This window comes from Chryseobacterium sp. MYb264 (genome assembly GCF_035974275.1).
GTDB lineage: Bacteria > Bacteroidota > Bacteroidia > Flavobacteriales > Weeksellaceae > Chryseobacterium.
Genome location: NZ_CP142422.1, coordinates 806,646 through 832,011, shown reverse-complemented (window position 1 = coordinate 832,011; position 25,366 = coordinate 806,646). Strand labels below are relative to the sequence as shown.

The 25,366-nt window shown below is 36.6% G+C and carries 23 protein-coding genes; 15 read left to right on the top strand and 8 right to left on the bottom strand.

Annotated elements, in window-relative coordinates; genetic code table 11:
* Positions 1-386 precede the first annotated feature (386 nt).
* The 5 genes from gpmI (at position 387) to VUJ46_RS03610 (ending at position 5,257) form a co-directional block, all read left to right on the top strand.
* The gene (gene gpmI, locus VUJ46_RS03630) at positions 387-1,928 is read left to right on the top strand and encodes a 2,3-bisphosphoglycerate-independent phosphoglycerate mutase (RefSeq protein WP_326983650.1); all 1,542 of its coding nucleotides are present in this window, start codon (positions 387-389) and stop codon (positions 1,926-1,928) included.
* Positions 1,929-2,073: 145 nt separating this feature from the next.
* Positions 2,074-3,054, top strand: coding sequence for an acyl-ACP desaturase (locus tag VUJ46_RS03625; RefSeq protein WP_326983649.1), 981 nt, complete (start codon positions 2,074-2,076; stop codon positions 3,052-3,054).
* 91 nt (positions 3,055-3,145) lie between these two features.
* On the top strand, positions 3,146-3,577 hold the full coding sequence (locus tag VUJ46_RS03620; RefSeq protein ID WP_326983648.1) for a BT0820 family HAD-type phosphatase: 432 nt from the start codon (positions 3,146-3,148) through the stop codon (positions 3,575-3,577).
* A gap of 103 nt (positions 3,578-3,680) precedes the next feature.
* Entirely contained in the window at positions 3,681-4,490 is an 810-nt protein-coding gene (gene map, locus VUJ46_RS03615; RefSeq protein ID WP_326983647.1) for a type I methionyl aminopeptidase, read from the top strand.
* Entirely contained in the window at positions 4,490-5,257 is a 768-nt protein-coding gene (locus tag VUJ46_RS03610) for a class I SAM-dependent methyltransferase (protein ID WP_326983646.1), read from the top strand. The genes map and VUJ46_RS03610 overlap by 1 nt, the downstream gene beginning before the upstream one ends.
* A gap of 57 nt (positions 5,258-5,314) precedes the next feature.
* Here VUJ46_RS03610 and VUJ46_RS03605 read toward each other — a convergent pair whose 3' ends face one another.
* The 3 genes from VUJ46_RS03605 to VUJ46_RS03595 all read right to left on the bottom strand — a co-directional run bounded on the left by VUJ46_RS03605 (position 5,315) and on the right by VUJ46_RS03595 (position 7,168).
* Positions 5,315-6,031 carry a T9SS type A sorting domain-containing protein gene (locus VUJ46_RS03605; RefSeq protein WP_326983645.1) on the bottom strand — a complete coding sequence of 239 codons (717 nt, stop codon included), beginning with the start codon at positions 6,029-6,031 and terminating at the stop codon, positions 5,315-5,317.
* Between the two features lie 46 nt (positions 6,032-6,077).
* A complete protein-coding gene (locus VUJ46_RS03600; protein ID WP_326983644.1) occupies positions 6,078-6,404 on the bottom strand; it encodes a DMT family transporter in 327 nt (108 codons plus the stop codon).
* 200 nt (positions 6,405-6,604) lie between these two features.
* The gene (locus VUJ46_RS03595; protein WP_326983643.1) at positions 6,605-7,168 is read right to left on the bottom strand and encodes a Crp/Fnr family transcriptional regulator; all 564 of its coding nucleotides are present in this window, start codon (positions 7,166-7,168) and stop codon (positions 6,605-6,607) included.
* Between the two features lie 1,012 nt (positions 7,169-8,180).
* Between VUJ46_RS03595 and VUJ46_RS03590 the strand changes: the two genes are divergently transcribed.
* The 9 genes from VUJ46_RS03590 to VUJ46_RS03550 all read left to right on the top strand — a co-directional run bounded on the left by VUJ46_RS03590 (position 8,181) and on the right by VUJ46_RS03550 (position 17,222).
* Positions 8,181-9,182, top strand: a complete 1,002-nt coding sequence (locus tag VUJ46_RS03590) for a LacI family DNA-binding transcriptional regulator (protein WP_326983642.1) — start codon at positions 8,181-8,183, stop codon at positions 9,180-9,182.
* Between the two features lie 32 nt (positions 9,183-9,214).
* Positions 9,215-10,117 carry a carbohydrate kinase family protein gene (locus VUJ46_RS03585; protein ID WP_326983641.1) on the top strand — a complete coding sequence of 301 codons (903 nt, stop codon included), beginning with the start codon at positions 9,215-9,217 and terminating at the stop codon, positions 10,115-10,117.
* Between the two features lie 26 nt (positions 10,118-10,143).
* The gene (locus VUJ46_RS03580; RefSeq protein ID WP_326983640.1) at positions 10,144-11,388 is read left to right on the top strand and encodes a sugar MFS transporter; all 1,245 of its coding nucleotides are present in this window, start codon (positions 10,144-10,146) and stop codon (positions 11,386-11,388) included.
* Between the two features lie 3 nt (positions 11,389-11,391).
* Complete coding sequence (locus tag VUJ46_RS03575; RefSeq protein WP_326983639.1) at positions 11,392-12,795, top strand: carbohydrate porin; 1,404 nt, start codon at positions 11,392-11,394, stop codon at positions 12,793-12,795.
* Between the two features lie 25 nt (positions 12,796-12,820).
* Complete coding sequence (locus tag VUJ46_RS03570) at positions 12,821-13,657, top strand: sugar phosphate isomerase/epimerase family protein (RefSeq protein WP_326983638.1); 837 nt, start codon at positions 12,821-12,823, stop codon at positions 13,655-13,657.
* A gap of 253 nt (positions 13,658-13,910) precedes the next feature.
* Complete coding sequence (locus VUJ46_RS03565; RefSeq protein ID WP_326983637.1) at positions 13,911-14,423, top strand: FKBP-type peptidyl-prolyl cis-trans isomerase; 513 nt, start codon at positions 13,911-13,913, stop codon at positions 14,421-14,423.
* 82 nt (positions 14,424-14,505) lie between these two features.
* Positions 14,506-15,543, top strand: coding sequence for a peptidylprolyl isomerase (locus tag VUJ46_RS03560; protein ID WP_326983636.1), 1,038 nt, complete (start codon positions 14,506-14,508; stop codon positions 15,541-15,543).
* 123 nt (positions 15,544-15,666) lie between these two features.
* Positions 15,667-16,116 carry an anti-sigma factor gene (locus VUJ46_RS03555; protein ID WP_326983635.1) on the top strand — a complete coding sequence of 150 codons (450 nt, stop codon included), beginning with the start codon at positions 15,667-15,669 and terminating at the stop codon, positions 16,114-16,116.
* Positions 16,117-16,277: 161 nt separating this feature from the next.
* Positions 16,278-17,222 carry an aldo/keto reductase gene (locus VUJ46_RS03550; protein ID WP_326983634.1) on the top strand — a complete coding sequence of 315 codons (945 nt, stop codon included), beginning with the start codon at positions 16,278-16,280 and terminating at the stop codon, positions 17,220-17,222.
* 294 nt (positions 17,223-17,516) lie between these two features.
* Here the strand turns inward: VUJ46_RS03550 and VUJ46_RS03545 are convergent, their stop codons facing one another.
* The 3 genes from VUJ46_RS03545 to VUJ46_RS03535 all read right to left on the bottom strand — a co-directional run bounded on the left by VUJ46_RS03545 (position 17,517) and on the right by VUJ46_RS03535 (position 21,651).
* Positions 17,517-19,361: a chloride channel protein gene (locus VUJ46_RS03545; protein WP_326983633.1), complete on the bottom strand. Its 1,845-nt coding sequence runs from the start codon at positions 19,359-19,361 to the stop codon at positions 17,517-17,519.
* Between the two features lie 87 nt (positions 19,362-19,448).
* Complete coding sequence (locus VUJ46_RS03540; RefSeq protein WP_326983632.1) at positions 19,449-20,708, bottom strand: NAD(P)/FAD-dependent oxidoreductase; 1,260 nt, start codon at positions 20,706-20,708, stop codon at positions 19,449-19,451.
* 262 nt (positions 20,709-20,970) lie between these two features.
* Positions 20,971-21,651, bottom strand: coding sequence for a LexA family transcriptional regulator (locus tag VUJ46_RS03535; protein ID WP_326983631.1), 681 nt, complete (start codon positions 21,649-21,651; stop codon positions 20,971-20,973).
* Between the two features lie 371 nt (positions 21,652-22,022).
* Here VUJ46_RS03535 and VUJ46_RS03530 point away from each other — a divergent pair, with 371 nt between their 5' ends.
* Positions 22,023-22,529: a hypothetical protein gene (locus tag VUJ46_RS03530; RefSeq protein WP_326983630.1), complete on the top strand. Its 507-nt coding sequence runs from the start codon at positions 22,023-22,025 to the stop codon at positions 22,527-22,529.
* 38 nt (positions 22,530-22,567) lie between these two features.
* On the opposite strand, the gene VUJ46_RS03525 is transcribed toward VUJ46_RS03530, so the two are convergent.
* The gene (locus VUJ46_RS03525; RefSeq protein WP_326983629.1) at positions 22,568-23,926 is read right to left on the bottom strand and encodes a M28 family peptidase; all 1,359 of its coding nucleotides are present in this window, start codon (positions 23,924-23,926) and stop codon (positions 22,568-22,570) included.
* A gap of 1 nt (position 23,927) precedes the next feature.
* Complete coding sequence (locus VUJ46_RS03520; protein WP_326983628.1) at positions 23,928-25,334, bottom strand: M28 family peptidase; 1,407 nt, start codon at positions 25,332-25,334, stop codon at positions 23,928-23,930.
* Positions 25,335-25,366: the final 32 nt, after the last annotated feature.

Here is a 25,366-nt window from a genome sequence, read left to right as displayed (position 1 = left end):
CTCCGCCGAGCCGAAACTAGAAAAGAGCTCAAACATGCCGCTCAATCGCGGCTAGGAATGCAGTTTGTAATTCAAGTAATTACAAATATTCAAAAGCTATCTTCTTTTCAAAATACAAACTTTAAACCTCACAGGTTTTTAAAAACCTGTGAGGTTTAAATACATTTTATATTTAAAAATATGCTCAAAGCTTGTCATCCTGTAAAGATCCAAGTAAGAATTTTTTTAATGCGACATATAAATTTCTTAGGAAATGATAAACTCCATAAACGATTAAATCAAAAATATAAAATCACTGCAATATCCGCTGTTAATAAAAATTTAAACGTTTCAGATTACTAATTTCATAATAAATTAAATAAATTTGTAGTACAAAAGTTTATATAATGTCGAAAAAAGCAATATTAGCGATCCTTGACGGATGGGGATTGGGTATGAATCCGGACGTTTCTGCACTAGATAAAGCAAACACACCTTTTATAGATAGCTGTCTTAAAAATTTTCCGCACACAACGCTTGAAGCAAGTGGTTTGGCGGTAGGTCTTCCTGCCGGACAAATGGGAAATTCTGAAGTGGGACACATGAATCTTGGCGCTGGAAGAGTGGTTTACCAAAACCTGGTAAAATTGAATATGGCCGTAGATAACGGAACTCTGGGGCAGGAAAAAGTTATCCAGGATGCCTTTGAATATGCTAAAAGAGAAAACAAAAAAGTACACTTTATCGGTTTGGTTTCAAACGGAGGAGTGCATTCACATATCAACCATTTAAAAGGTCTTTTAACGGCTGCTCACGAGTCTGGCTTGGATGAAAATGTTTTCGTTCATGCTTTTACAGACGGCCGCGACTGTGATCCGCACTCAGGATTAGGTTTCATCGAAGATCTTCAGAACCACATGGAAAAATCTGTCGGAAAACTAGCTACCGTTATTGGTCGCTACTACGCGATGGACAGAGACAAGAGATGGGAGCGTGTAAAATTGGCGTATGATGCGATGGTAGAAGGCGTTGGTGCTGAAACTACAGATGCGTTGGCTGCTATTAAATCGTCTTACGATCAAAATGTGACAGATGAGTTCTTAAAACCAATCATTTTAGTGAACACAACAGAAACAGGAAACGTGGTTCCTGTGGCTAAAATTGTTGATAATGACGTGGTAATAAGCTTCAATTTCCGTACAGACAGAGGTCGTGAAATTACAGAAGTACTTTCTCAGCAGGATTTCCCTGATTATTTCATGAGAAAACTTAACCTTTATTATATTACATTAACGAATTACGATAAAACATTCCAGAATGTACACGTTGTTTTTGACGAAAATGTATTGGAAGAAACAATGGGAGAGGTGTTGGAAAGACACAACAAAACTCAAATCAGAATTGCTGAAACAGAAAAATATCCTCACGTAACGTTTTTCTTTTCCGGAGGTAGAGAAGAAGAATTTAATGGAGAGAAAAGATTGCTTTGTCCGAGCCCGAAAGACGTTCCGACTTACGATCTGAAGCCTGAAATGTCAGCTTACGATATCACCAACGCTATCGTTCCTGAACTGGAAAACGGAACGGCAGATTTTGTATGTTTAAATTTCGCCAATACCGATATGGTTGGGCACACAGGTGTTTTTTCAGCAGCAGTAAAAGCGGCAGAAGTTGTTGACAGTTGCATCGAAAAAGTAGCAACAGCAGCTTATGAAAATGGGTATGCGGTTTTCATCTTGGCAGACCACGGAAACTCAGACGTAATGATTAATCCTGACGGAACACCAAACACCCAGCATTCAACCAATTTGGTTCCTTTTATTGTGATGGATAAAGAGCACACCTGGAATCTGAAACCTGGAAAATTAGGAGACGTTGCTCCAACCATTCTAAATGTGATGGGAGTAGAAATTCCGGAAATAATGACTGGAGATATTTTAGTTAGCTAAAATTGAATAATATTAAAGAAAATTTGCCGTTATAATTTATATAGCGGCATTTTTTTATGATTAATATCAGAAAGAATTAACATAATATTATGGCATAAATAATAAATAAAATTTTAAATTTGCAAATTGAAATCAAAATTATACGATGTATCAGAAGCTTGTTAGGAAAGAAGTAATGGGAATATTGGAAAAGGAGGTAGGTTCTTTTCTGGATAAATTTTTAACGCCAATCGAGAAGATCTGGCAGCCTTCAGATTATCTTCCTGATCCATCAAGCACAGAATTTAAGCACGATCTTGAAGAAATTCAGACCTTTGCCCGTGAAATGCCTTACGATTTATTTGTGACCTTAATCGGAGACTGTATTACGGAAGAAGCATTGCCATCATACGAATCATGGCTGATGGGAGTTGAAGGCGTAGATCAGGAAAAACCTGAAATTGGCTGGGCAAACTGGGTAAGAGCCTGGACAGCTGAAGAAAACAGACACGGAGATCTTTTGAATAAGTATCTTTATCTGTGTGGAAGAGTAAATATGAGAGAAGTTGAAATTACAACTCAATATTTAATCAATGACGGATTCGACCTGGGAACAAGTATGGATCCTTACCGAAATTTTGTTTATACAAGTTTTCAGGAGACAGCAACCAATATCTCTCACAGAAGAGTAGGAACCCTGGCAAAACAATCAGGAAATACAAAACTGGCTAAAATGTGTGGGGTAATTGCAGCAGACGAGGCAAGACACGCCAAAGCATACAAATATTTCGTAGCAAAAATTTTAGAAATAGATCCTTCAGAAATGATCCTGGCATTCGAGGACATGATGCGTAAAAAGATTGTAATGCCGGCTCACATGATGAGACAGTCCGGTCAGGCAGCAGGTGAACTTTGGGGGCATTTCTCAGATGCAGCACAAAGATGTATGGTGTACACCGGTCAGGATTATATCAATATTTTAAAAGATCTGTTAGACGAATGGAAAATTGAACATGTGAAAGGTCTTACAGAAAAGGCTGAAAAAGCGCAGGAATATCTTATGAAACTACCCGGACGATTACAAAAAATCACAGACAGAATTTCCACACCGGATCTTCAGTTCCAGTTCAATTGGGTGAAAAGTTAATCCATATTATCATTAAATTATAAAAGAGGAGTGCTGGAGTTTTTTGGCACTCTTTTTATTTCTTATCTTTGCAAAGCTAAAAAAAGACAAAATGTTAAATAACAAGAAAATTGCTGTTGATTTTGACGGAACAATTGTAGATGATGCTTATCCGGCAATTGGCAAAGCGAAAATTTTTGCCTTCGAAACATTAAGAAGACTTCAGGCGGAGGGCTTCAGATTAATTCTCTGGACCTACAGACATGGAAAAACATTAGACGAAGCAGTAGAATTCTGCAAACAAAACGGAATTGAATTCTATGCAGTGAATTCAAGCTTTGAGGGGGAAGTTTTTGATTCGGCCAATCAATCAAGAAAATTAGATGCAGATTGGTTTATTGATGATAGAAATTTGGGAGGGTTCCCAGGTTGGGGTGAAATCTACAATATCATTCAGGAAAGAATAGAATTCCGTGTAGAGGGTAAAGAAGTTTTGGCATATTCGAAGCTTAAAAAAGAAAAGAAAAAAGGACTATTCTGGTAGAATATCCTATGTAGCAATTTACCAATATAACCATTTACTAATCAGGAAGGCAATTGTTGTTACACTGATACACTGTTATACTGTTACATTTATAAATTAGAGCATGATTCAATTAAAAACAATAGACGAATTACGTCTTATGAAGGAAAGTGCCCGTTTGGTTTCAAAAACATTAGGAATGTTGGCAAAAGAGATCAAACCGGGAATTACCACTTTATATTTAGATAAATTAGCATACGATTTCATTAAAGATCACGGCGCCGAACCTGCATTTTTAGGATATGGAGGTTTCCCTAATTCCTTATGTATTTCTCCAAATGACCAGGTGGTTCATGGTTTTCCGAATAAGGATATCGTGAAGGAAGGTGATGTACTTTCTGTGGATTGTGGAGTTATCTTAAACGGATACGTAGGAGATCACGCATACACTTTTGAAATTGGTGAAGTGACTCCAGAAACTAAAAAATTACTGAAGGTTGCCAAAGAATCTCTTTACAAAGGGATTGAACAATGTATTAGAGGCAAAAGGATAGGAGATATTTCTCATGCTATTCAGGCACATTGCGAAAAAGAAGGTTACGGTGTTGTAAGAGAACTGGTGGGACATGGTTTAGGTAAAAAAATGCATGAAGATCCCCAAGTTCCGAACTATGGAAAACAGGGAAGTGGTAAGGTGATCAAAGACGGTTTAGCTATTGCAATCGAACCTATGATCAACCTTGGAACTGAAAAAGTGAAATTCCATGAAGATGGCTGGACGGTCACTACTTTAGACAATAAGCCTTCTGCACACTTCGAACATGATGTAGCGGTAATCAACGGTAAGCCGGTATTGCTTTCTACATTCGACTATGTATACGAAGCGTTGGGAATCGTAAGTGATGAAGAAAAAGCTTTCCAATTGGATTTTTAATGAAAAAAGTCACTAAACTTTTATTAAATAAAATTCCACGTCCGATGCTTATTAAGATGAGTATCTGGGCGCGACCTCTTATTTATCAGTTTTTTAAAGGTGATCAGTTTCAGGATCCTATAGACGGAAGATATTATCGTAAATTCCTTCCGTATGGATACGGAAAACAGCGTGAAAATGCACTTTCCCCGGGAACGTTGAGTTTGGAAAGACACCGCCAGATGTGGCTGTATCTTCAAAACGAAACCGATTTTTTCATTAAAAACTATAAAGTTCTTCACATTGCTCCCGAACAGGAGTTTTTGAGAAAGTTTAAACGGATGAAAAATCTGGATTATATTTCCGCGGATTTATTCTCTCCGATTGTTGATGTAAAAGCAGATATTCTGGATCTCCCGTTTGCAGATGAAAGTTTTGATATTATTTTCTGCAACCACGTATTGGAGCATATTGAAGACGATGCAAAAGCAATGAGTGAGCTTTATCGTGTCTTACGTCCGGGAGGATGGGGAATTCTTCAGGTTCCGATGAAAAATTCATTGGAGAAGACCTATGAAGATTTTACCATAAAAGATCCGAAAGAAAGACAGAAGCATTTTGGACAATATGACCACGTTCGCTGGTACGGAATGGATTATTTCGACCGCTTAAGAAAGGTTGGTTTTGAAACAGAACCTAATTTCTATTCACAAAAATTCTCAGCAGAGGAAATCAAAAAATATGGGTTAAGAACGAATGAGATTCTTCCTGTAGTTTTTAAGAAATAAAACAAAAACACGTCTCCGATTAGAAGACGTGTTTTTTTTATTAATTTGATTGAAGTTTTAGTTTTTGATAAAGGCCTGACCTTTATAATTTTCTACAGACAAAATATATTGTCCTTTCGGTAAATCATTAGTATTGATCGTTGTTTTACTATCCGTTGTTTTTGTTTCAATCAATAGTTTTCCTGACAGATCATAGATTTTTACAGGAACATTTTTAGCCACATGGTCAATCGTTAATGTTTCTCTTACTGGATTTGGATAAGCAGAGAATGTTTTGCTCTTCACTCCGGTTTCACTCGTTCCCAATACAGCCGATGGCACACCATTATAATAGAACTTATCTCCAAGCGGAGCCGTCATAATCAATGTTTTTGTGTTACCACTTGTTTGAATTTCATAATGATAGAATGATTGTGGAGTTGAATTTGTGTAAAGATTACAGTTTTTCTGATCATAATCTGCTACTGCTGTTGCATTAGTTCCATTATAGACCGCTGAGGTACAGCTTCCTGAAGATTTAGTGATGTACGTACTTCCCGGCATGGTATTGAATCCTAATGTAGCGGTGTTAAAGTACTTTGAACTAAAAGTGAAACTCGTGCCACCGTTTGCTACAAAATTGGATGCCTGAATGCCACCGTCTTTTGTTGGAACATCTGTCGTTTGTCCGCTGTTGGTCACCATTTTAGTCATGTACCAGTCGTAAGAGATCAACTCCGAGGTTTGTGCAGATAACAAACCGCCTGCTAATAATAAGAATAAAGCTTTTTTCATAACTTAAAAATTTTCACTAAGATATGAAAAAAATATAATTCTTTACTTAGTGAGAAACAAATTTTAATCCGATCACAGACCCCACCAATGTTATGATGAAAAATATTCTCCAGAAACTAACAGGATCTTTAAAGAAAAAAATGCCCATTAAGACGGTTCCTATCGCTCCAATACCCGTCCAGACTGCATATGCGGTTCCAATGGGTAAAGTTTGAGTCGCTTTAATGAGTAAAAGCATACTTACCGTTAAAGAAATAAGAAATCCCGCAAACCATAAATACATGATGTTTCCGGAAGTTTCCTTTACTTTTCCCAAACATGACGCAAATGCGACTTCAAATAATCCTGCGATAATTAAGATAATCCAATTCATTTTTTATAATTTTCTCGCGCAAAGTTCCGAATTTAGAAGCGTAGAAAATTTTACAATTGTTAAAAAATGAATTTATTTTTAGTAATGCAAAAACATCAAAAAGCAATATATACTCTAAACCTCTTTACACTCAGACTCCCAAACTCTAAGACCCTCAAACTCTAAGACCCTCAAACTCTCCAACACTATAACCCAACCCCTCACTTAATCTCCGCCCGAATTCTACTCAAACTCACCTGCGTAATTCCTAAATAAGAGGCAATATGTCCCAGCTGAACTCTCCTTAAAAGACTTGGTTTATCGCGCATCAGATCTTTGTACCGTTCCAAAGAGGTTTTGAATTGTCTTGAGATGATAAGCTCTTCTGTTTTTACCAGTTCACGTTCCGCAAATTTTCTTCCCCAATTGGCAATATGAATATCTTCATTGAATAATTTTCTTAAAGTTTGAGTTTCCAGCTTATAAAGTTCACAATCTTCAAGAAGTTCGATATTTTCGTAACCGGGTTTGTCTTCCACATAACTTTTCATCGAAACAACTGTTTCGCCCTCATGTCCAAACCAGAAAGTGATATCATTTCCTTCCCTTGAAGCATAGGCACGTACCATTCCTTTTTTAATAAAATAAATATAAGGAATCACTTTATCCGCTTCCATGAGACCAAAGGACTTAGGGAAGGAAACTTCGGTAATATACTGTTGCAAATTTTCCTTTGAAGACTCCGGCAGTTTATAAATCGAATCAAGAATTTCGTTTATGTCCATTAATTTTATAGCGTGGTTAAATTGTACTAGCTTTCTATTATATATTATTTTATGATGTATTTTTTACTTCGTATATGTGAAGACCTGGCGAGCCAAAACGAGAACAGGAAGTGAAAAATACGCTTAAAAGAGAAACCAAAGATAAAGTAAAATCTACAATAAATATTTCGATAAGACTTAGAGCCCGTTTAAAATTTTGATTAATGCGTTTTTTTAAAACGCAAAGATTTTATGGCTTTCTGCTTTTTTTAGAAGGCAAAGACAAATGAATTTGCTTCGCGAAGCTTGAAAATACAGCTTCATCAAATCGACTTGTTGATTCTGCTTTGCTCACTAAAATATAACTGTGCTTTTCAGCTAAAACTTTGCGTCAAAAAAAAGCATTAGGTAAAAACCTTCGCTCAATCAATAAATGCAATATAAATAAAATATAAACAGACTCTTAATCCAACTTTTAATTATAAATAATATGATTCCGATTAAAAGCAACAATAACAATTTAGAATATTGATTTTATGATTATTAATATGTGCATCAATAACGTTAGGCTTCAGCCGGATGAAAAAATTTCACATCGAATGGAGGCCTTAGCCGAAATTGATCATCCATGTTGGTTAAAACCTCTAGGAGTTTCATCTTTTTTAGACGGACTGAAGAGCGTCCCTGTTGATCCAGTGGAACATTTTATTGATTGACCTCAGGCAATTAATAGTTTTCAGAGACTTTAAAGCGTAAAATAAGGATAAATTTTACTATTTTTTACTTTTTATAAGGATAAACGTTTAACCTAATTTAGCATAAATCATCGCTATGGTTCATATTTATTTAACATAAAATTAATACAAAAGAATCAGTCACCACTATAACAAATTAGTAAACAGCAAATTAAATATAAAAAGAGTTTCAATTCAAAAATCCGCGAAAGTACAATATTTTTTTAAATAGCCAAAAAAAATAGGGTATTGTATTGTACCTATTTTATGAAATACTTTTGTACAGTAAATCATTTTCTATGAAAAGAGCTTCCATTAAAGATATCGCAAAAATTGCCGGAGTATCCGTAGCAACGGTTTCTTATGTGCTCAACAGAAAAGAAGGAAGCCGCATCAGTGAAGCCACCAAGAAAAAAATACTGGACGTGGCTGAAACGATTAACTATATCCCCAATAAGATCGCCAAAAGTCTTAAGACCAATAAAAGTAAACTGATCGGGCTTATTGTTGCAGATATCTCCAACGACTTTTATTCTCATATCGCAAGAAATATAGAAGATGAAGCAATGAAACTGGGCTATACGCTTCTGATAGGAAGTTCAGATGAGAATCCGGAAAAATTTAGAAAACTAACCGAACTTTTTTCGGAACAGCAGGTAGACGGAATGATAGTGGCTCCTGTGGTAGATTCTGATGATGCCATCAGAAAACTGATTAAGGAAGAATACCCGATTATCACCGTTGACCGGTATTTGAAAAATGTGGCCATCCCCGGGGTTATGATCAATAATGCTGAGATTTCAGAATACATTTGCGAGTTTTTAATTGAGAAAAATTTTGAAGAAATTATCTATGTCGGCTATGATACTAAACTTCAACACTTATTAGACAGACAGGAAGGATTTGACCGGCAGATTGCATCCTCCACGATTCATCATAAAAAAGTTTTAATAGGTATCCATAATATCGCTAAAGATATTGACACAGAGCTTGCAAAAAGTCTTAAAAAAATCTCCCGCAGCACCGCGATTTATTTTTCCAGTAACAAGCTTGCCGTGGCAGGACTTAGCTATTTGAACAAAAATAACATCCGCGTTCCTCAGGACATATCGGTGATTGCATTTGATGAAACAGAAGCCTACAAACTTTTTCCCACAGAAATTGATTATGTTCAGCAGCCTTTGGCAGAAATGGCTCAGGAATCTGTAAAACTACTTGACGCTCAGATTAATAAATATATCCCTAATGGAAAAAAAGTTTCTTTTTCAGCGAAATTAATAAGAAAAAATTCAGTAAAATAAAAAATTTAGTTAATTATTTAAACGTTTAACCTATGATAAATGAAAATCCATATGTAGTATGTTTTGGGGAAGTTCTTTGGGATATTTTCCCTCAGGGTTCAAAAGCAGGAGGGGCGCCTTTCAATGCTGCCTATAATATTTACAAATCCGGAACCGATGTAAAAATGTTGAGCAGAGTCGGAAACGACGAACTCGGAAGTAAATTATTGAAGCAGATAGAAGGGTGGGGGCTTACAACAGAATATATCCAGATTGATGAGGAAAAACCGACTAGCACTGTGGTTGCAAAAATTGATGAGCATAACGAAGCAACCTACGACATCATTAATCATGTCGCCTGGGATTATATAGAGTTTTTACCTGAGCACGAATCATTAATCTCTAATGCAGAAGCTTTTGTATTCGGAAGTTTGTCGGCCAGAAACGAAAAAACGAGAGAAACCCTTTTCAAATTGCTTGAATTGGCCAGACTTAAAATATTTGATGTGAATTTCCGTCCGCCATTTATTGATATTAATTTAATTAAAGAGCTTCTTCATAAAGCCGACATTGTAAAAATGAACAAAGCAGAGATGAAGCAGATTATGCAATTTTTAAGCGAAGAATATAAAAGTGAGGACGAAAGTGCAGCCTATATTCAGAACCACTTTAATATTAAGGAGATTGTTCTCACAAAAGGAAGCAAGGGAGCGAGGTATTTTGTGGAGAATCATAATTACGGCTTCACGGCAGTACCTATTACCATTGTGGATACGGTGGGCAGTGGAGATTCTTTTCTTGCAGGGTTTATTTCCAAAAGAATTCAGAATAAAAGTCCTGAAGAGATTATGACAGAAGCTATTTCTCTGGGAGCATTTATTACTTCAAAAGCCGGAGCATGCCCCGATTATACTAAGGAGGAATTTCAAAAATTTAAAGTTAACAATGAAATTTAATTATATAAAATTTAAAAAAAACACCTATGAAGTCAGTAAAATTCACTGAAAGAAAGTATGTGATCATACTTTCTTTCGTTACCTCTCTGTTCTTTTTCTGGGCGGTTGCTTTAACAATGGGGGATGTACTTAATAAGCATTTTCAGAATGTTTTACATATCTCAAAAGCCAAATCCGGACTGGTACAGCTTTCTATTTTCGGAGCTTACGCACTGATGGGAATTCCTGCCGGATTATTCATGAAAAAATTCGGGTATAAAAAAGGAGTTATTTTAGGGCTGACATTATTTGCCGGCGGAGCTTTTTTATTTGTGCCGGCCGCGGATAATTCCTCTTTCACATTTTTCAGAATTGCCCTTTTTATTCTGGCACTGGGAATGGCAACACTAGAAACAGTAGCGCACCCTTTTGTGGCAGCTTTGGGTGATGAACGCACGAGCGATCAGAGAGTCAATTTCGCCCAGTCATTCAACGGGCTGGGAGCTATTATGGGGCCTCTACTTGGCGGAATCTTTATTTTCGGAGGTTCGGGAGACGACCATTCGCTGGACTCGGTTAAAAGTCTATACACATGGATTGGAATTATTGTATTGGTTTTGGCCATCATTTTTTTCTTTATTAAAGTTCCGGAACTTAAGGATCCTCATGCTGAAGAGATTGAACTGGCAGAGCATGCCGCCGGTGAAAATGAAGAAGCCGCGGTTGATTCCGGTGCTCCGCTTTGGAAGCAGAAACATTTTTTATGGGCTGTGGTCGCTCAGTTTTTTAATGTCGCAGCACAAGGCGGCACATGGGCATTCTTCATTAACTATGGAGTAGAGAAAATGCATCTTCAGGAAACAGAGGCTTCATATTACTTCTCCTTAAGTATGGCGATGATGATGATTGGACGATTTATCGGGACCTTCTTAATGAAATATATTGCACCCAACAAAGTATTGGCCATTTTTACGTCCTGCAATATTGTACTTTGTTTAATAATTTCTCAAAGCTTCGGATGGGTTTCCTTCATTAGTTTAATTCTGTTAAACTTTTTCTTAAGTGTAATGTATCCCACCATTTTCAGTTTAGGATTGAAAAAATTAGGCGGAAAAGTAGCGCAGGCTTCTTCATTTTTAGTTATGGCGATGTTCGGAGGAGCATTTTTCACGCCCATCATGGGAATCATTGCTGAAAAAGATGTAGCCCATTCTTTTCTTTTGCCTATTATATGTTATGTTATCATTGTTTTATTTGCTTTAAAGTTTTATAAACCTAAAACTTCCCGTTAAGCGATGAAAAAGAAACTTTTGAAAAGCTATTTTCTAATCATATTTCTGATCAGCCAGTTAAACTATGCCCAGATTCAAATTACGAATAAGAAGTTTTCATTTGGGACCACCGGGAGAATTGGTGTTGGGTATTCACCCAACGCAGACGGGCGTACAGGTAGGCAACTGAACCTTGATAACCAGGGTTCGTTGGGTGGAAGGATGGATCAGGGGGATTACGTGGACTTCTTACCAACCTTTCATTTTACGCCGGTTGTCGGGGGTGACAGTACAAAAGCTACAAAAATAGATCTCCAGACCAGACTAAGCTTTTATTCGGGAGGCACATTTTTGGGAAATGTAGATACAAAATCTAACAGAGGAATGATTATCGCTTTGCCGGAAGCATTTGTGGAAGCCAGAAATATCATGGGAAGCGATTGGGATGTATGGGCAGGATCACGATGGTTGAGATATGATGATGTGCATATCGCGGACTATTTTTATTTTGATGATCATTCAGCAACAGGCTGGGGAATCAGGCATAAAAATACAAGATTTTCTATGTTTTTTCCTGCGGTTATTGATACTGCAGCCAGCAACTCTACACCTTATTCCTATACCAACATCATCAGCGGGACCAAGAATTTAATTTACAGACAACGGGAAGTCTTCATTCTGGAGCATATCCTGCCTTTTAAAAATAATAATCTGAAATTTCTGGCCGAGTTTCATAACGTTGACCGATCAGGCAAAAATTCGGTAGAACAATATCCTTCCGATCATGGTTGGGTATTGGGTGTAAAATTGAATACAGATCTTAAAACAAAGCTTCCGGGTTCTTTCAATCAGATTTCACTGCGTTATGGAACTGGTATCGCCAATGGCGGAGATGCAGGAAATACCCAGACCTGGAGAACCTATGGAGCACCTGATGAACAGACAGGAAAATATAACGGAGCGTATTCCCTAACCGCTGTGGAGCATATTTTGTTAAATCTTTCAAACCGATGGTCATTGAACGCGTATGCTGTTTATACCCAAAGTAAAGGAGGTTCCGACAGTAATAATAAGGCCGTGGATTATTATAAAAGAGATATATTTAACAAAAAATCAGAGTTTAATACAGGGGTTAGAGCAACGTATTATTTCAATAACTGGTTTCATATTTTATCTGAACTGCATTATGCAGTACGAAAAGACGGAACACAAAATCCTGCATCTATGATGAAACTGGTATTAGCCCCTACAATTGTTCCTACAGCCGAAAGAAGCGTTTGGGCAAGACCGCATATCAGATTGATTGCCGAAGTTTCAAGATATAATGACCAGGCAATGAATTTACTTTATTCTCCATTTCTCCAACAGTCCGGTGCTAAACGATTCGGAACCTATTTGGGAGTTAGAACGGAATGGTGGATATTTTAATTTAATACAACAGATAAAATTTACAATGAATATAAAATTTGGGGCATCCCTTCTTTCATGGATTACACCTGTCTGGACACCTGAAGCCGGAAAATATGCTATTGAAAAAACAGCACAGTCAGGATTTGATCTTATTGAAATTCTCCTTCCGCCATCCATGGAAGTTAATTCGCGTGAAGTTAAAAAACAATTGAAAACTCATGATTTAGGGGTCGTTTGTTCTTTAAACTTACCAAAAGACGCGCATATTGCTTTTTATCCGAAGGTGGCCGAAGAATTGATCAAAAAGGCAATTGATAAAACAGCAGAACTTGAAACAGATCTTCTTGGAGGAGTACTTCACGGAGGAATAGGTGCTTTTTCAGGAAATCCTTTAACGGAAACGGAAGCGGAAATTATTGTCGATGTCTGGAGTACTGTGGCAGATTATGCAAAAGAAAAAGGAGTAAATATCGCCATTGAACCCATTAACCGATATGAAAGCTATGTCTGCAATACCGCTCAGAATGTATTAGAGCTCATTTCAAAAACAGAGAAAGATAGCCTTTTTGTCCATTTAGATACCTTCCATATGAATATTGAAGAGCGTAATTTTTATGATCCTATTATTTTTGCAGGCAAAAAATTAAAGCATCTTCACATGACAGAGTCGCACCGGGGAATGCTGGGAGAAGGAACTGTCTGCTGGGACGAATTATTTAGGGCATTAAAAGAAATAGATTTTGAAGGAAATCTCGTTCTGGAAAATTTTTCTTCCTCCATTCCCGGAATGCAGCAGATGGTTTCACTATGGCAAAAATCACCTTATGAAGCTGAAGAACTGGCAAAACGAAGTTTGGATTTCATGCGTAAATCGCTATAAAGAATATTTCGGAAACCGGGATTATTGTTTATGATTATACAATAATCCCGGTTTTTTTGTTATGTATATCATTCCCCTCATTCTCAAACAGATAATTGTTTACCTCTTTTTTATAATGAGAGGCCAACCGAATGCTGCTTCTTTTGTCTTATGATGATATAGGGCACTTTTGTTTCAAACAATGAACTGTGCTCCTTAATTAGTCCTTCAAGTTTGTAAGTAATTCCTGAAATCCGTATTTTCGCAAAAGTTTATGAAAAAAATACTCTTCATATCGGTATTGGGGTTGCTGGGCTGCAATAGAAATACTCAAACTGCGCATCCTCCGGTGGGGGGTGTCTTAAGTCAAAAAGATCTGGATGTTTCGAAACAGAGAATGAGGAATCTCAATGATGTTGAAAGAATTCACATAGCACACTGGATCGAAGGGCAATCTGTCAGGTATTATCAGATGCCGTTGAACTATTGGGTCAGCATAGAAAACTATAGTCAGAGAGAAAAAAGGCAGGACAACACCCTGATTTCCTATTCTTATGATATCTATGATTTTGATCAAACTAAAATTTATGATCACCCGACTGAAAGAAGAGATGCCAAATTCGGCCATTTTGATGAAATAAATGCGGTAGAGGATGCCTTACGTTTTATACGTGAGGGTGAAAAAGTTACACTTCTTGTTCCATCTTCTCTGGCCTACGGGACCTATGGAGATGAAAAGAAGATCGATAACGATGTACCATTAATCATAAAATTAAAAGCATTATAACCCAATGAGATTGTTTAACAAGAATATAATTCTGGCAGCGGCAAGTGTTTCGCTGATGAGTTGTACACCAATTTATAAAAAAATGAACGTAGACAAAGAAACTTACGAAGGGCTTAAAGACGGACTTTACGCTAATATTCAGACGACAAAAGGGAACTTAATTGTACAGTTTGAAGACAAAAAGGCACCAGTAACAGTGGCTAATTTTATTGGTCTTGCTGAAGGTAAAATTGATAACAAAGCAAAAGCAAAAGGAGTTCCTTATTACGACGGAACCATCTTCCACAGAGTGATCAAAGATTTTATGATCCAGGGAGGAGATCCCCAGGGAACAGGAATGGGAGATCCCGGATATAAGTTCGAAGACGAGAAAAATGATCTAAAACACACAGGGAAAGGTATACTTTCGATGGCTAATTCAGGACCGAATACTAATGGTTCTCAGTTTTTCATCACCGAAGTAGCTACCCCTTGGTTGGACGGAAGACATACCATCTTCGGAAAAGTAGTAAAGGGAGAGGATGTGATCGATGCCATTGCCAATGTTGAAAAAGGAGCTCAGGACAAGCCTAAAACGGATATTGTTCTTGAAAAAGTAGGAATTTTCAGCAAAGGTGATGAGTATAAAAACTACGATGCGGCAAAAACCTTTAATGAAGGAAAAGCTAAAATAGCTGAAAATAATAAAGCTTTTATTGCTAAAGAAGAGGCTGAAAAGAAGAAAAAAGAAGAAGAATTCAAAGCGAACCAGTTGAAAATGGTGGAAGACCTGAAAGCGGGGATGCAGGTAACAGAATCCGGTCTTTACTATAAAATCACTAAAACAACGGATGGGAAAGCTGCAAAGGCAGGAGATAATGTATCTGTTCATTATGCAGGAAAATTAGTTGACGGGACGAAATTCGACTCGTCATTCGACAGAAATGAGCCTATTGAGATCCCAATTGGAATGGGAAGGGTAATCAAAGGTTGGGACGAAGGAATTGTTTTGCTGAAAGAAGGTGAAACTGCGACCTTACTGATTCCGCCAGCGATGGGTTATGGAGAAAGAGGAGCCGGAGGAGTGATCCCGCCAAATGCATGGTTAATCTTTGATGTTGAGCTGGTAAAAGTGAAATAATCAATCTGAAAAGAAAAGATAATAAGAGGTTGTCCCAATAGTTGGCAGCCTCTTTTTTTGTCATTTTATTCCTAACGTGAGTTCGATCTATAAGATATTCTACCAGATCAATAGGACAAAAAGATGAGACTTCTAAAGGCTTTAGCCGAAATTTATAATCAATTGAAGACCGAGATTGCGGATATGAACAATCATAAAAAATATCAGGATCTTGCGATGCAGAAAATGAACCCTAAGATGGATATGACAACCGATCCGAATATGGAAGTGGTGATGCTAAAAGGTGTTGAAAAGCATACCGATTCCAAAGCCATGGTTTTCTGGAATAAAAATACGAAAGATGTTTATCTTACCGCCGAAAGTCTTCCAAAAGCACCTGATGGTATACACTATCAGCTTTGGGCCATTGAAGATGGCAAACCTGTAAATGCAGGAATGTACACGCTTGAAAAAGACAGCGAAATTGCTTTAGCGAATATTTCTAATGCTCAGGCCTTTGCAATTACTTTAGAAAAGCAAGGCGGAAGTACGATCCCAACCATGAAAAATATGTACGTGATGGGAGAGATTTAATCATAAAATCTTTTATAGAATATAAAGACAAGCTAAAAAAGTTGGTCTTTTTTCATTGACAAAAAAAATGAGTTGTATAGAGAGATTAAACCATTAATCAAAAATATTATTCGCTATCTTTAAGCTATTCAATAAATAATTCTTTAATCTTAATCATTCTCATGGAAAAAAGAAAAATAAAAAATACCGATCTGTCAATCGCGCCAATTAATTTTGGAGGAAATGTTTTCGGATGGACGCTCGATGAAAAACAGTCTTTTGATATTTTAGATCAGTTCATTGCGGGAGGTTTCAATTTTATAGACACAGCAGATACGTACTCTTGGTGGGTGAACGGAAAAGGTGGTCAATCCGAAGAAATCATCGGAAAATGGATGAAAGAACGCGCCAACAGACACGGCTTGGTGATCGCTACAAAAGTAGGTTCTGAAACAAAAGAACACGGCTTCGATATCAGTAAAAAACATATTTTAAAATCTGTGGATGAATCCTTGCAAAGACTTCAGACCGATTATATCGATATTTATTACACGCATTTTGACGACAATAAAACACCGGTAGAAGAAACTTTGTCGGCATATGATGAAATTGTAAAAGCAGGAAAAGTGCGCTATATTGCAGCTTCTAATGTTTCTCCGGAAAGGCTGAAAGAATCTTTTGAAGTGGCCGAGAAAAATAATTTCCCGAAATATGTTGCGCTGCAGCCTCATTATAATTTACTGGAAAGAGAAGGTTTTGAATCTAATTATGCTCCTTTGGTTGAGCAATTTGGTTTAAGCGTATTTCCTTATTGGTCTTTAGCTGCAGGATTTTTAACTGGAAAATACCGTGATGAAGCCGATTTATCAAAAAGTCCAAGAGGTGAGGGCGTAAGAAAATATCTAAATCCTAAAGGTTTGGAAGTTTTGAAAGCATTGGATGAAATCAGTTCTAAACATGAAACAACACAAGGCGCCGTAGCATTGGCTTGGTTATTGGCAAATCCTTTAATTACTGCACCAATTGTAAGTGCAACAAGTAAATCGCAGTTGGAAACCTTGTTTGCTGCCCCCAATATCCAATTAAGCAGTGATGATGTGGAACTTTTAAACAAAGTAAGCCTTTAAAATTGACTTAATTATTTTTTTAGATAGATAAAAGCCGCTCAATACAATATTGAACGGCTTTTTGATTTTAAACTTGTTTAACTTTTTTACCACAAAAGAGGCAAAAGATTTTTATACTTTAATTACTTTAAGTTTAATAGTTAAATGCAAAAAAGAGTACATAAGTCAAAAAAATCAAAGATTTTTTTCTTTTTGCAAACTTTTGAAATACTTTAAATTACTCCGATAAAGTCTATTGTTTCTTTTGCGGTTAAATTTAAAATTACTTTAAACTGATTTTTTATAAAATTGATTTTAATCTGAATATTCTTTTAACAATTGTCTGTAACTCGTTAAAATTTTTGATTTAGAAATAAAACCGATAAACTGATTTTCTTTATTTACAACTGGCAAATTCCAAACTCCGGTATCATCAAAGGTCTGAAGAATATCGAGCGGCTGATCTTCAGGATGAATAATAGCTGGCGGAACTTTCATAATTTTAGTAATCGTTGTTGAAATTTCCTCATTTGAAAAAAGATAAGGTCTTATATCATCTATGGTTACAATTCCTTTTAATGATTTATTTTCATCAATTACAGCGAAAATATTTTTATTTCCGTTTTTAATTAATTCAAATAATTCTGTAATCGGAGCATTTTCGTTAACTGCCTGAGAATAGCTGTCAATGAAATCTTCAGTTTTTAATGAAAACAATAAATTCTTATCGTGCTTATTAGTGAAAATTTTTCCCTGATCTGCCAATGATTTAAGTTCAGGAGAAATAGGAGAGAACCATTTTGCAATTAAATAAGACATAATGGAAACAATCATTAAAGGAATAAAAAGATCATATCCAAAACTTGACTCTGCAATCAGGAAAATAGCTGTTAATGGGGCATACATAACACCACTCATTGCTCCTGCCATTCCTACCAAAACTAAATTCGTAACAGGAACTTCCGTAAAACCAATTTGTTGACAAACAATAGCGAATAGATAACCAACAGTTCCTCCGGCAAAAAGTGAAGGTGCAAAATTACCGCCGTTTCCGCCGCTAAAAATAGTAAAAGAAGTGGCAAAAGCCTTTAATAATAAAACCAGAATCAGGAAAATAATGATCGTAATCTCTTTAATTTCAAAATACCTAAAAAGGCTGTTTTCTATAATTAAATGGGTATCTCCGTTGGTAAATGCTTTCACGGTTTCATAACCTTCACCGAATAAAGGCGGAAAGAGAACGCATAACAAAGATAAAACAGCGCCACCAAACATTGCTTTTCTTAAACGCGACATTTTCAGCCCTTTGATAAAATGTTCTACTTTTTGAGAAATTACCACGAAATATCTTGCGTATAAGCCTGTTACAATTCCTAAAATCAGATAATAAGGAAGATTTCTATAATTAAAAGCTTCTCTTGTATAAAATCTGAAAAGTACATCTTCCTGTAATAAAACTCTTGAAAGTAAACTTCCGCAAACTGCTGCTACGACTAAAGGAATGAAATCTGTAAAGACAACTCCCGTTAATAAAATTTCAAAGGCAAACATAATTCCGGCAATCGGAGCGTTAAAAGCGGAAGCAATCCCCGCCGTGGCACCCGCAGCCAGTAAAAGTGTACGTTCTTTATAACTCAATCGATAGGTTTGGGCAAAATTAGAACCAATGGCAGAACCCGTTACCGCAATCGGACTTTCCAGGCCTGCGGAACCACCAAGCCCTACAGTCACGGCACTCTGAACGATCTGAGAGTACATTTTAACAGAAGAAACTATACTGGAATTCTGTGCAATTTCGTATAAAATGGCACCAATTCCTTTTCTGTCTTGTCCTTTAAAAATCGTTAAAACAATACTCGTCGTTAAAACAATTCCTAAAAACGGAAAAATTACATAAAAGAGAATTTGATATTCAAAATGAACTTTCGTGGTGATAAAATGATGGATGGAGTGAACCAGTGTTTTTAAAATAACACCTGCCAAACCAGCAGAACATCCTACGATAATTCCCGAAAGTACTAAAAACTGATTCCTGCTCAACCTGTTGTTGAGCCAATGAATGATGAGCTCGTAACTTCTTGCTTTTTCAAGCCCATATTTTTGAAAATCTCTCTTAAACTTCAGAAAGCTGAGAAATTTTCTTCTATTATGAATTTTCACGTAAATAAAGATTTTATTTCATAACCGAATTGTTATAGATCTGTAAATTTACATAATATATCAGGAATACTCAAACTCAGATTCTTTTCAGGTGCTTCGTTTTGGGCGAAGAATCAATCTGATGGAAGGATTATTGGTGATGAATAATCTCAGCCAGTCCATGGCCAGACGGACTTTGCTTCCAAAACTAACCAAAGGAATAATATGGATAAAAAGCCAGGTAAGCCATGCTGTAAAACCTTTAAAAGAAAACTTTGGCAAATCGACCACTGCATTGAATTTTGAAATGATCGCCATGCTTCCTTTATCATTATATTCAAAAGTATGAAGCACTTTTTCGTCTTCAATTCTTTTGAAATTTTGTCCAAGATTCTTACCTTGTTGAATCGCAACCTGTGCTAATTGTGGATGACCTTTCGGAAATTTTTCATCAGAAAATTGAAGACAAATATCTCCCAACGCATAAATATTTTCGGTTCCGTTTACTTTATTATAGGCATCCACGAGAATTCTTCGTCCTTTGCCGATACTTTCGTCAGGGAGACCTTTTACTTCACGCCCAATCACTCCTGATGTCCAGATCAGGGTTTCGGTTTCGATAGATTTTCCGTCTGCGAGAATGACTTTACCATCCGCATAATCTTTAACTGCCGTATTAAGGATAATTTTAACCCCCAAACGGGTAAGTTTATCATAAGCTGCCTGCTGAGCCATTTTACTCATGGGCGAAAGGAGAGAAGGCAGTGCATCTATCAAATAAATATTAGATAATGAAGATTTTATTTCGGGGTATTCTTTTTTAGCAATATAACTTCCCATTTCGGCAATCATCCCAGCTAATTCCACACCTGTTGGTCCGCCGCCTGCAATTACGATATTTTGTAATTTTTGTGCTTCTTTAAGGTCTTTATTTCGGGCGGCTTCTTCGAGGGTTAAAAGCATATAATTTCGTAAATATAATGCTTCATCAATTGTTTTCATCGGTAATGCATATTTTTGGACATTTTGCATTCCAAAAAAATTAGATTCTGTACCCAATGCCAACACAAGATAATCATAGGCGATTTCTCCCGTTTCCGTTTGAATGGTTTTAGATTCAGGCAAAACATTCGTAAGCCCACCCATATGAAACTTCACATGCTTATAAGGTGACAGAAATTTTCTGAAAGGATAACTGATATTGGATGCCTCAATAAAAGAGGTAGCCACCTGATAGATCAGAGGCGGGAAAAAATGATAGTTATTCTTATCAACAAGTGTTATTTTGAATCTTTTATCGTTTACGAGAGATTTTATGAGATTAATTCCTGCAAAACCGCCGCCTACGATCACGATATGTTTTTTCATATTGAATGATATTAGAGTGTGGGGTTGATGCTTCAATAATAAAGCCAAATAACGCTAAAATCATCACTAAAAAACAATTATTGTCCTGAAATTAGAAACAGGCAGAAAAAGACCTTACAAAGCACATGCAAATTAGATAATAAATCCTTCTTATCAATTATTTACCAATAGATCCTTAGACTGATTTGATCTTGGTTCCATTTTAATGTGTTATGTCAGGAATCTGTCTCTACCTGTGGGCGGTTTCTTGCTGAATGCTCTGTCAGAAGTCCTCAGGAAAGATGCCGGAAGCATATTGCCATACCTCCAGAATATCTTCAAAGGCGATATCATACGGATCATAGAACGAATTGTCCGCAGCGACTGTAATAGAATTACTGTTTTTGGCCTTACATCTCTTGTAGGTAATCCCGTCATTAGCCGTCACAAATATATATGTTTTATTTTCTTTCAGTTCGGTAAGACTTTCCACATATTTGCCCACGATGAAAGAACCGTCTTTAAACGGAGGCATCGAATCTCCATCGGCCGGAAAAGCTCTGAATTTTCCGTTATTCAGAAAAGGAAGAGAAATTCTCTGTAAACTTTCTATATACCCTGGATCGCTGTAACCGCTTAAATATCCCATAGATGCCTTCTGAGGAACAATTTCAATGGTCTCATTTCCTGCATGATCCACTACTACAGGTAAGACAATTCTGTTATCAGGAAGCTTAAGCATATCCTCAAGGGGATATTTCGTTATATCTACAGATAATAAAAGATCAATGCTCACATGAAAATGTTTTGACATTCTGACCATTACATCAATTGGGGGTTTGGATCTTGCATTTTCGTAGGAAATATATCTTGAGCGGGAAATTTCTAAATGATCGGCAGTTTCGCGTTGAGTTTTCCCTTGTTTAGCCCGCAGCAACCTTATATTATCTGAAAAAATTGACATTCGTAAAAATTAGAAACGCTAAAATACGAATTGTTTAAAATATTCGCCCCATCTTCAGTCATAAACTATCCTAAATAAAGAAGATTTTTAAGTCGTAAAATTCGGAGGTTAACATAAAATGTTTAAAATTGAAACGCGTTATAAGTAAATAGGATCATTATATCTATTTTGAAAAAAGGATAAGCAGGATTATAATATGTTTCTATTTCCAGTCTCTGCCTTTAAAAATATCAGACACCGGTAAGTTTTTTATATGAAACTCAGCATAAAATTTTACTTTTGCTTTTTATGAATAATAACTTAGTTTTATCTTCTTACCCTCTTTTACTTATTGAGAATTGAAGATCTAGACATGCTATTTTAGATCGATTATGGAAAGAGAAGAAATACCATTGAAATTCCGAGAGGCAATTTTAAATCTGCTCCGATTGGCAGAACTTTACTGCTGGAATAAAGTTTCTCTCAATATTCAGTATATTCTTTCAGATAGTAGTGAAATGAAAGAAGAGCTTTCAGGAAGTGAAAAAAGAAGATTACAAAATCGAATTAATAGCAAAAAGATTCCCATTGACTTTGAAAAAGCGATTAAGTTTTTAAGAGATGAATTTTCCGATTTATATGATGTTAATTTATATATTTTTAAATCTAAAAAGAAAAGTACGATTGTAGACATTCGGTATTTTAAAAAATCAAATCTCGATGTCGATTTTTTACAAACGGTAAAAGATAATTCTCCGATGTTGCATTCCAAATTACCTCTGCCAATCTATCGGAATGATTTTAAAAAGATCAATGTGAATTGGGAATCAGGAAGTTTAGATCATTATTTAAAAGAATTGATTCATAACTTTAAAAATAGAAATAAGTTTAAAAGATAAACAAAAAACCGCCCTTACAAAGGCGGTTTCTTTATGGCTTACCAATTCTTATCAATCATATAAATAAGCTGGGTCATTACAGTTGCACCGAGCAATAATTCTCTTCGGTTCACCTTTTCAAAAGTATCTTCTTCGGTGTGATGAATATCAAAATATCGCTGAGAATCCGGCATCAGTTCGGCAGTCGGAACGCCCATATCATGAAGCGGATAAATATCTGTTCCCGAATATTTTTCATCAAAATCATATGCTCCATACGGAATAAAAAGATGCTTCCAACTTTGGATTTCCTTTCTTCTTAAATCTTCCATATTCAATGCAACACCTCGCGGAGAAAAACCTCCGGCATCAGATTCTATCGCAAAAAGATGTCTTTCTTTATTTTCTTTGGCTACTTTTCCGTACTCGATACCACCTTTCACGCCGTTTTCCTCATTCGCAAAACAAACAACACGTATCGTATGATTATTCGGAATACCTAAGTTTTTAAATGTTCTCAAAACCTCAATGCTCTGCACAATTCCGGCTCCGTCATCATGTGCACCTTCACCAACATCCCAGGAATCCAAATGTCCGCCAACAACGATGACGCTTTGATCTTTTTTACCTGTCAGTTCACCAATTACGGAGTGGGAGAGTTTCTCACCCTTCATGCCGCAGTTAGAATTTAATTTAGCCGTGATCGTTTGCTTCTGTAAAGCATTTTCCAAATCATCAGCAGTGGTATTTCCGATGGCAACGGCAGGAATTTTATCTACTTTTTCTTCATAACGCATGCCACCCGTGTGTGGTACATCATCAAAAGCCGAAGAAAGCGAGCGGATAATCGCGAATTTCCCGCCTTTTTTAGCCGTTAATGCCGCAGCATTTACTCTGTATTTTGCCGCATCGCCATATCCGTTAAAAGTCTGAACAAAAGACTGACTGAAAGGGTAGTTGAAGAAAACAATTTTGCCTTTTACTTTTTCGGCAGGAAGTTTTTCGTATTCTTCCATCGATTTTACCATGATGATCTCTCCGGAAACATCTTTACCGCCAGTTCCTTCAGAGTTTCCTAGAGAAAGCATTTTCAGGCTTTTCCATTTTCCGTTGGCCGTTTTTATCTCTAAGGATTCTCTTCCTCTTTCCCAAACCGGAATCATTACTTCCTGAAGCCAAACCTTATCTGCTCCCGCGTCACGAAGTTTCTGAGCGGCCCATTGCACCGATTTTTCATAAGCCGCAGAACCGCTCAAACGGTGACCAATGTTTTTCGTTAAATCTCTTAATTCGGTGTATGCTTTTCCTTTATTTAATATTTCAATTGAAATTTTGCTGAACTGTATTGAATCTTCTTTCGCCTGCCCGAAAACGGCTAAGCTGAGAAGCAATAATGAAGTTCCTAATATCTTTTTCATTTTACCAATTTTTATCAATCATAAGGATCATTTGTGTCATGGCAACTGCTCCCAGAAGAAGTTCCCTTTTATTTACTTTATCAAAAGTATCTTGCTCGGAATGGTGATAATCAAAATATCGTTGGGTATCTACCACCAATTCTGCCAACGGAATATCCAGTTTTTTCAGCGGAGAAATATCCTGAATGGCATCTGTTTGATCAAAATCATACACACCATACGGAAGGAAATAATTTTTCCATTCAAAAACCTGTCTTCTTCTTTGCGGTGGCATATCTAAAGAAAATCCTCTCGGGGAATATCCTCCGGCATCGGTTCCTAATGCAAAAACGTGTTTTTCTTCTTTCTTTTTCACATAAGCGGCATAGGTTTCTCTTCCTTGTCCGCCATTTTCACTGTTGGCGTACAATACCACTCTTATCGTATGATTATTTTCAAAGCCAAGTGCTTTCAAAGTTCTTAATACTTCAATGCACTGTACCACTCCGGTTCCGTCATCATGTGCGCCTTCAGCAAAATCCCAGGAATCCAGCTGAGCGCCTAAAACAATAACTTTAGAATCTTTTTTACCGCCAATTTCAGCGATGATATTCGGGTTTGTGGTTTCGCCTTTAGATTCGGCAGACATACTAATCTTAGCCGTTACTTTTTGCTTTTTTAATAAATTTTCAAGCTCATCTGCTGAACGGACACCAATAGATAAAGCTGGAATTTTCACTTTATCATCTGCCTCATAATAAATCATTTTAGCATGAGGAATGTCGTCATTAGCGGTTGTTAATGATCTTATAATTAAAGCTTTTGCTCCCGTTTTGGCAATGACAGAAGCTGAAATTAATTTTGATTTTGCCGTACTTAAATAAGAATCACTCGTATTAATTATTTTCGGATCCATAGGAACATTCACAAAAACAATTTTGTCTTTCAACTTTCCAATCGATAGTGCATTAAGCTCAGCGGTTGAATTAATAAGAACAATTTCTCCGGTAAGATCTTTTCCGCCGGTTCCTTCAGAATTTCCGAAAGAGAGCATTTTTATATTTTTCCAGTCTCCATTGGCAGTTTTTATCTGTAAAGATTCTCGTCCACGTACCCAAACAGGAACTCTGGCTTCCTGTCTCCAGATCATTTCAATACCAATATCTTTCAGCTTTTTTTCTGCCCATTGTGCCGCTTTTTCGTATCCGGAAGTTCCGCTGAAACGTGGACCCACGCCTTTTGTGAGTTCTCCCAAATTATCGTATGCTATTCCGTTGGTCATGATCTCGTCTGAGATTTTTTTAAACTCATCATGATAGTTGAATTTTACAACGGTCGTTTTTCTGATAGGATTTTTTTTCTGAGGTTTTTTTTGAGAAAATAAAATTCCACCCAAAAAGAGTGGAATTATAATGAAGACTTTTTTCATTTTTTATAACCTTTTCTTTTTTCGCTGATAAA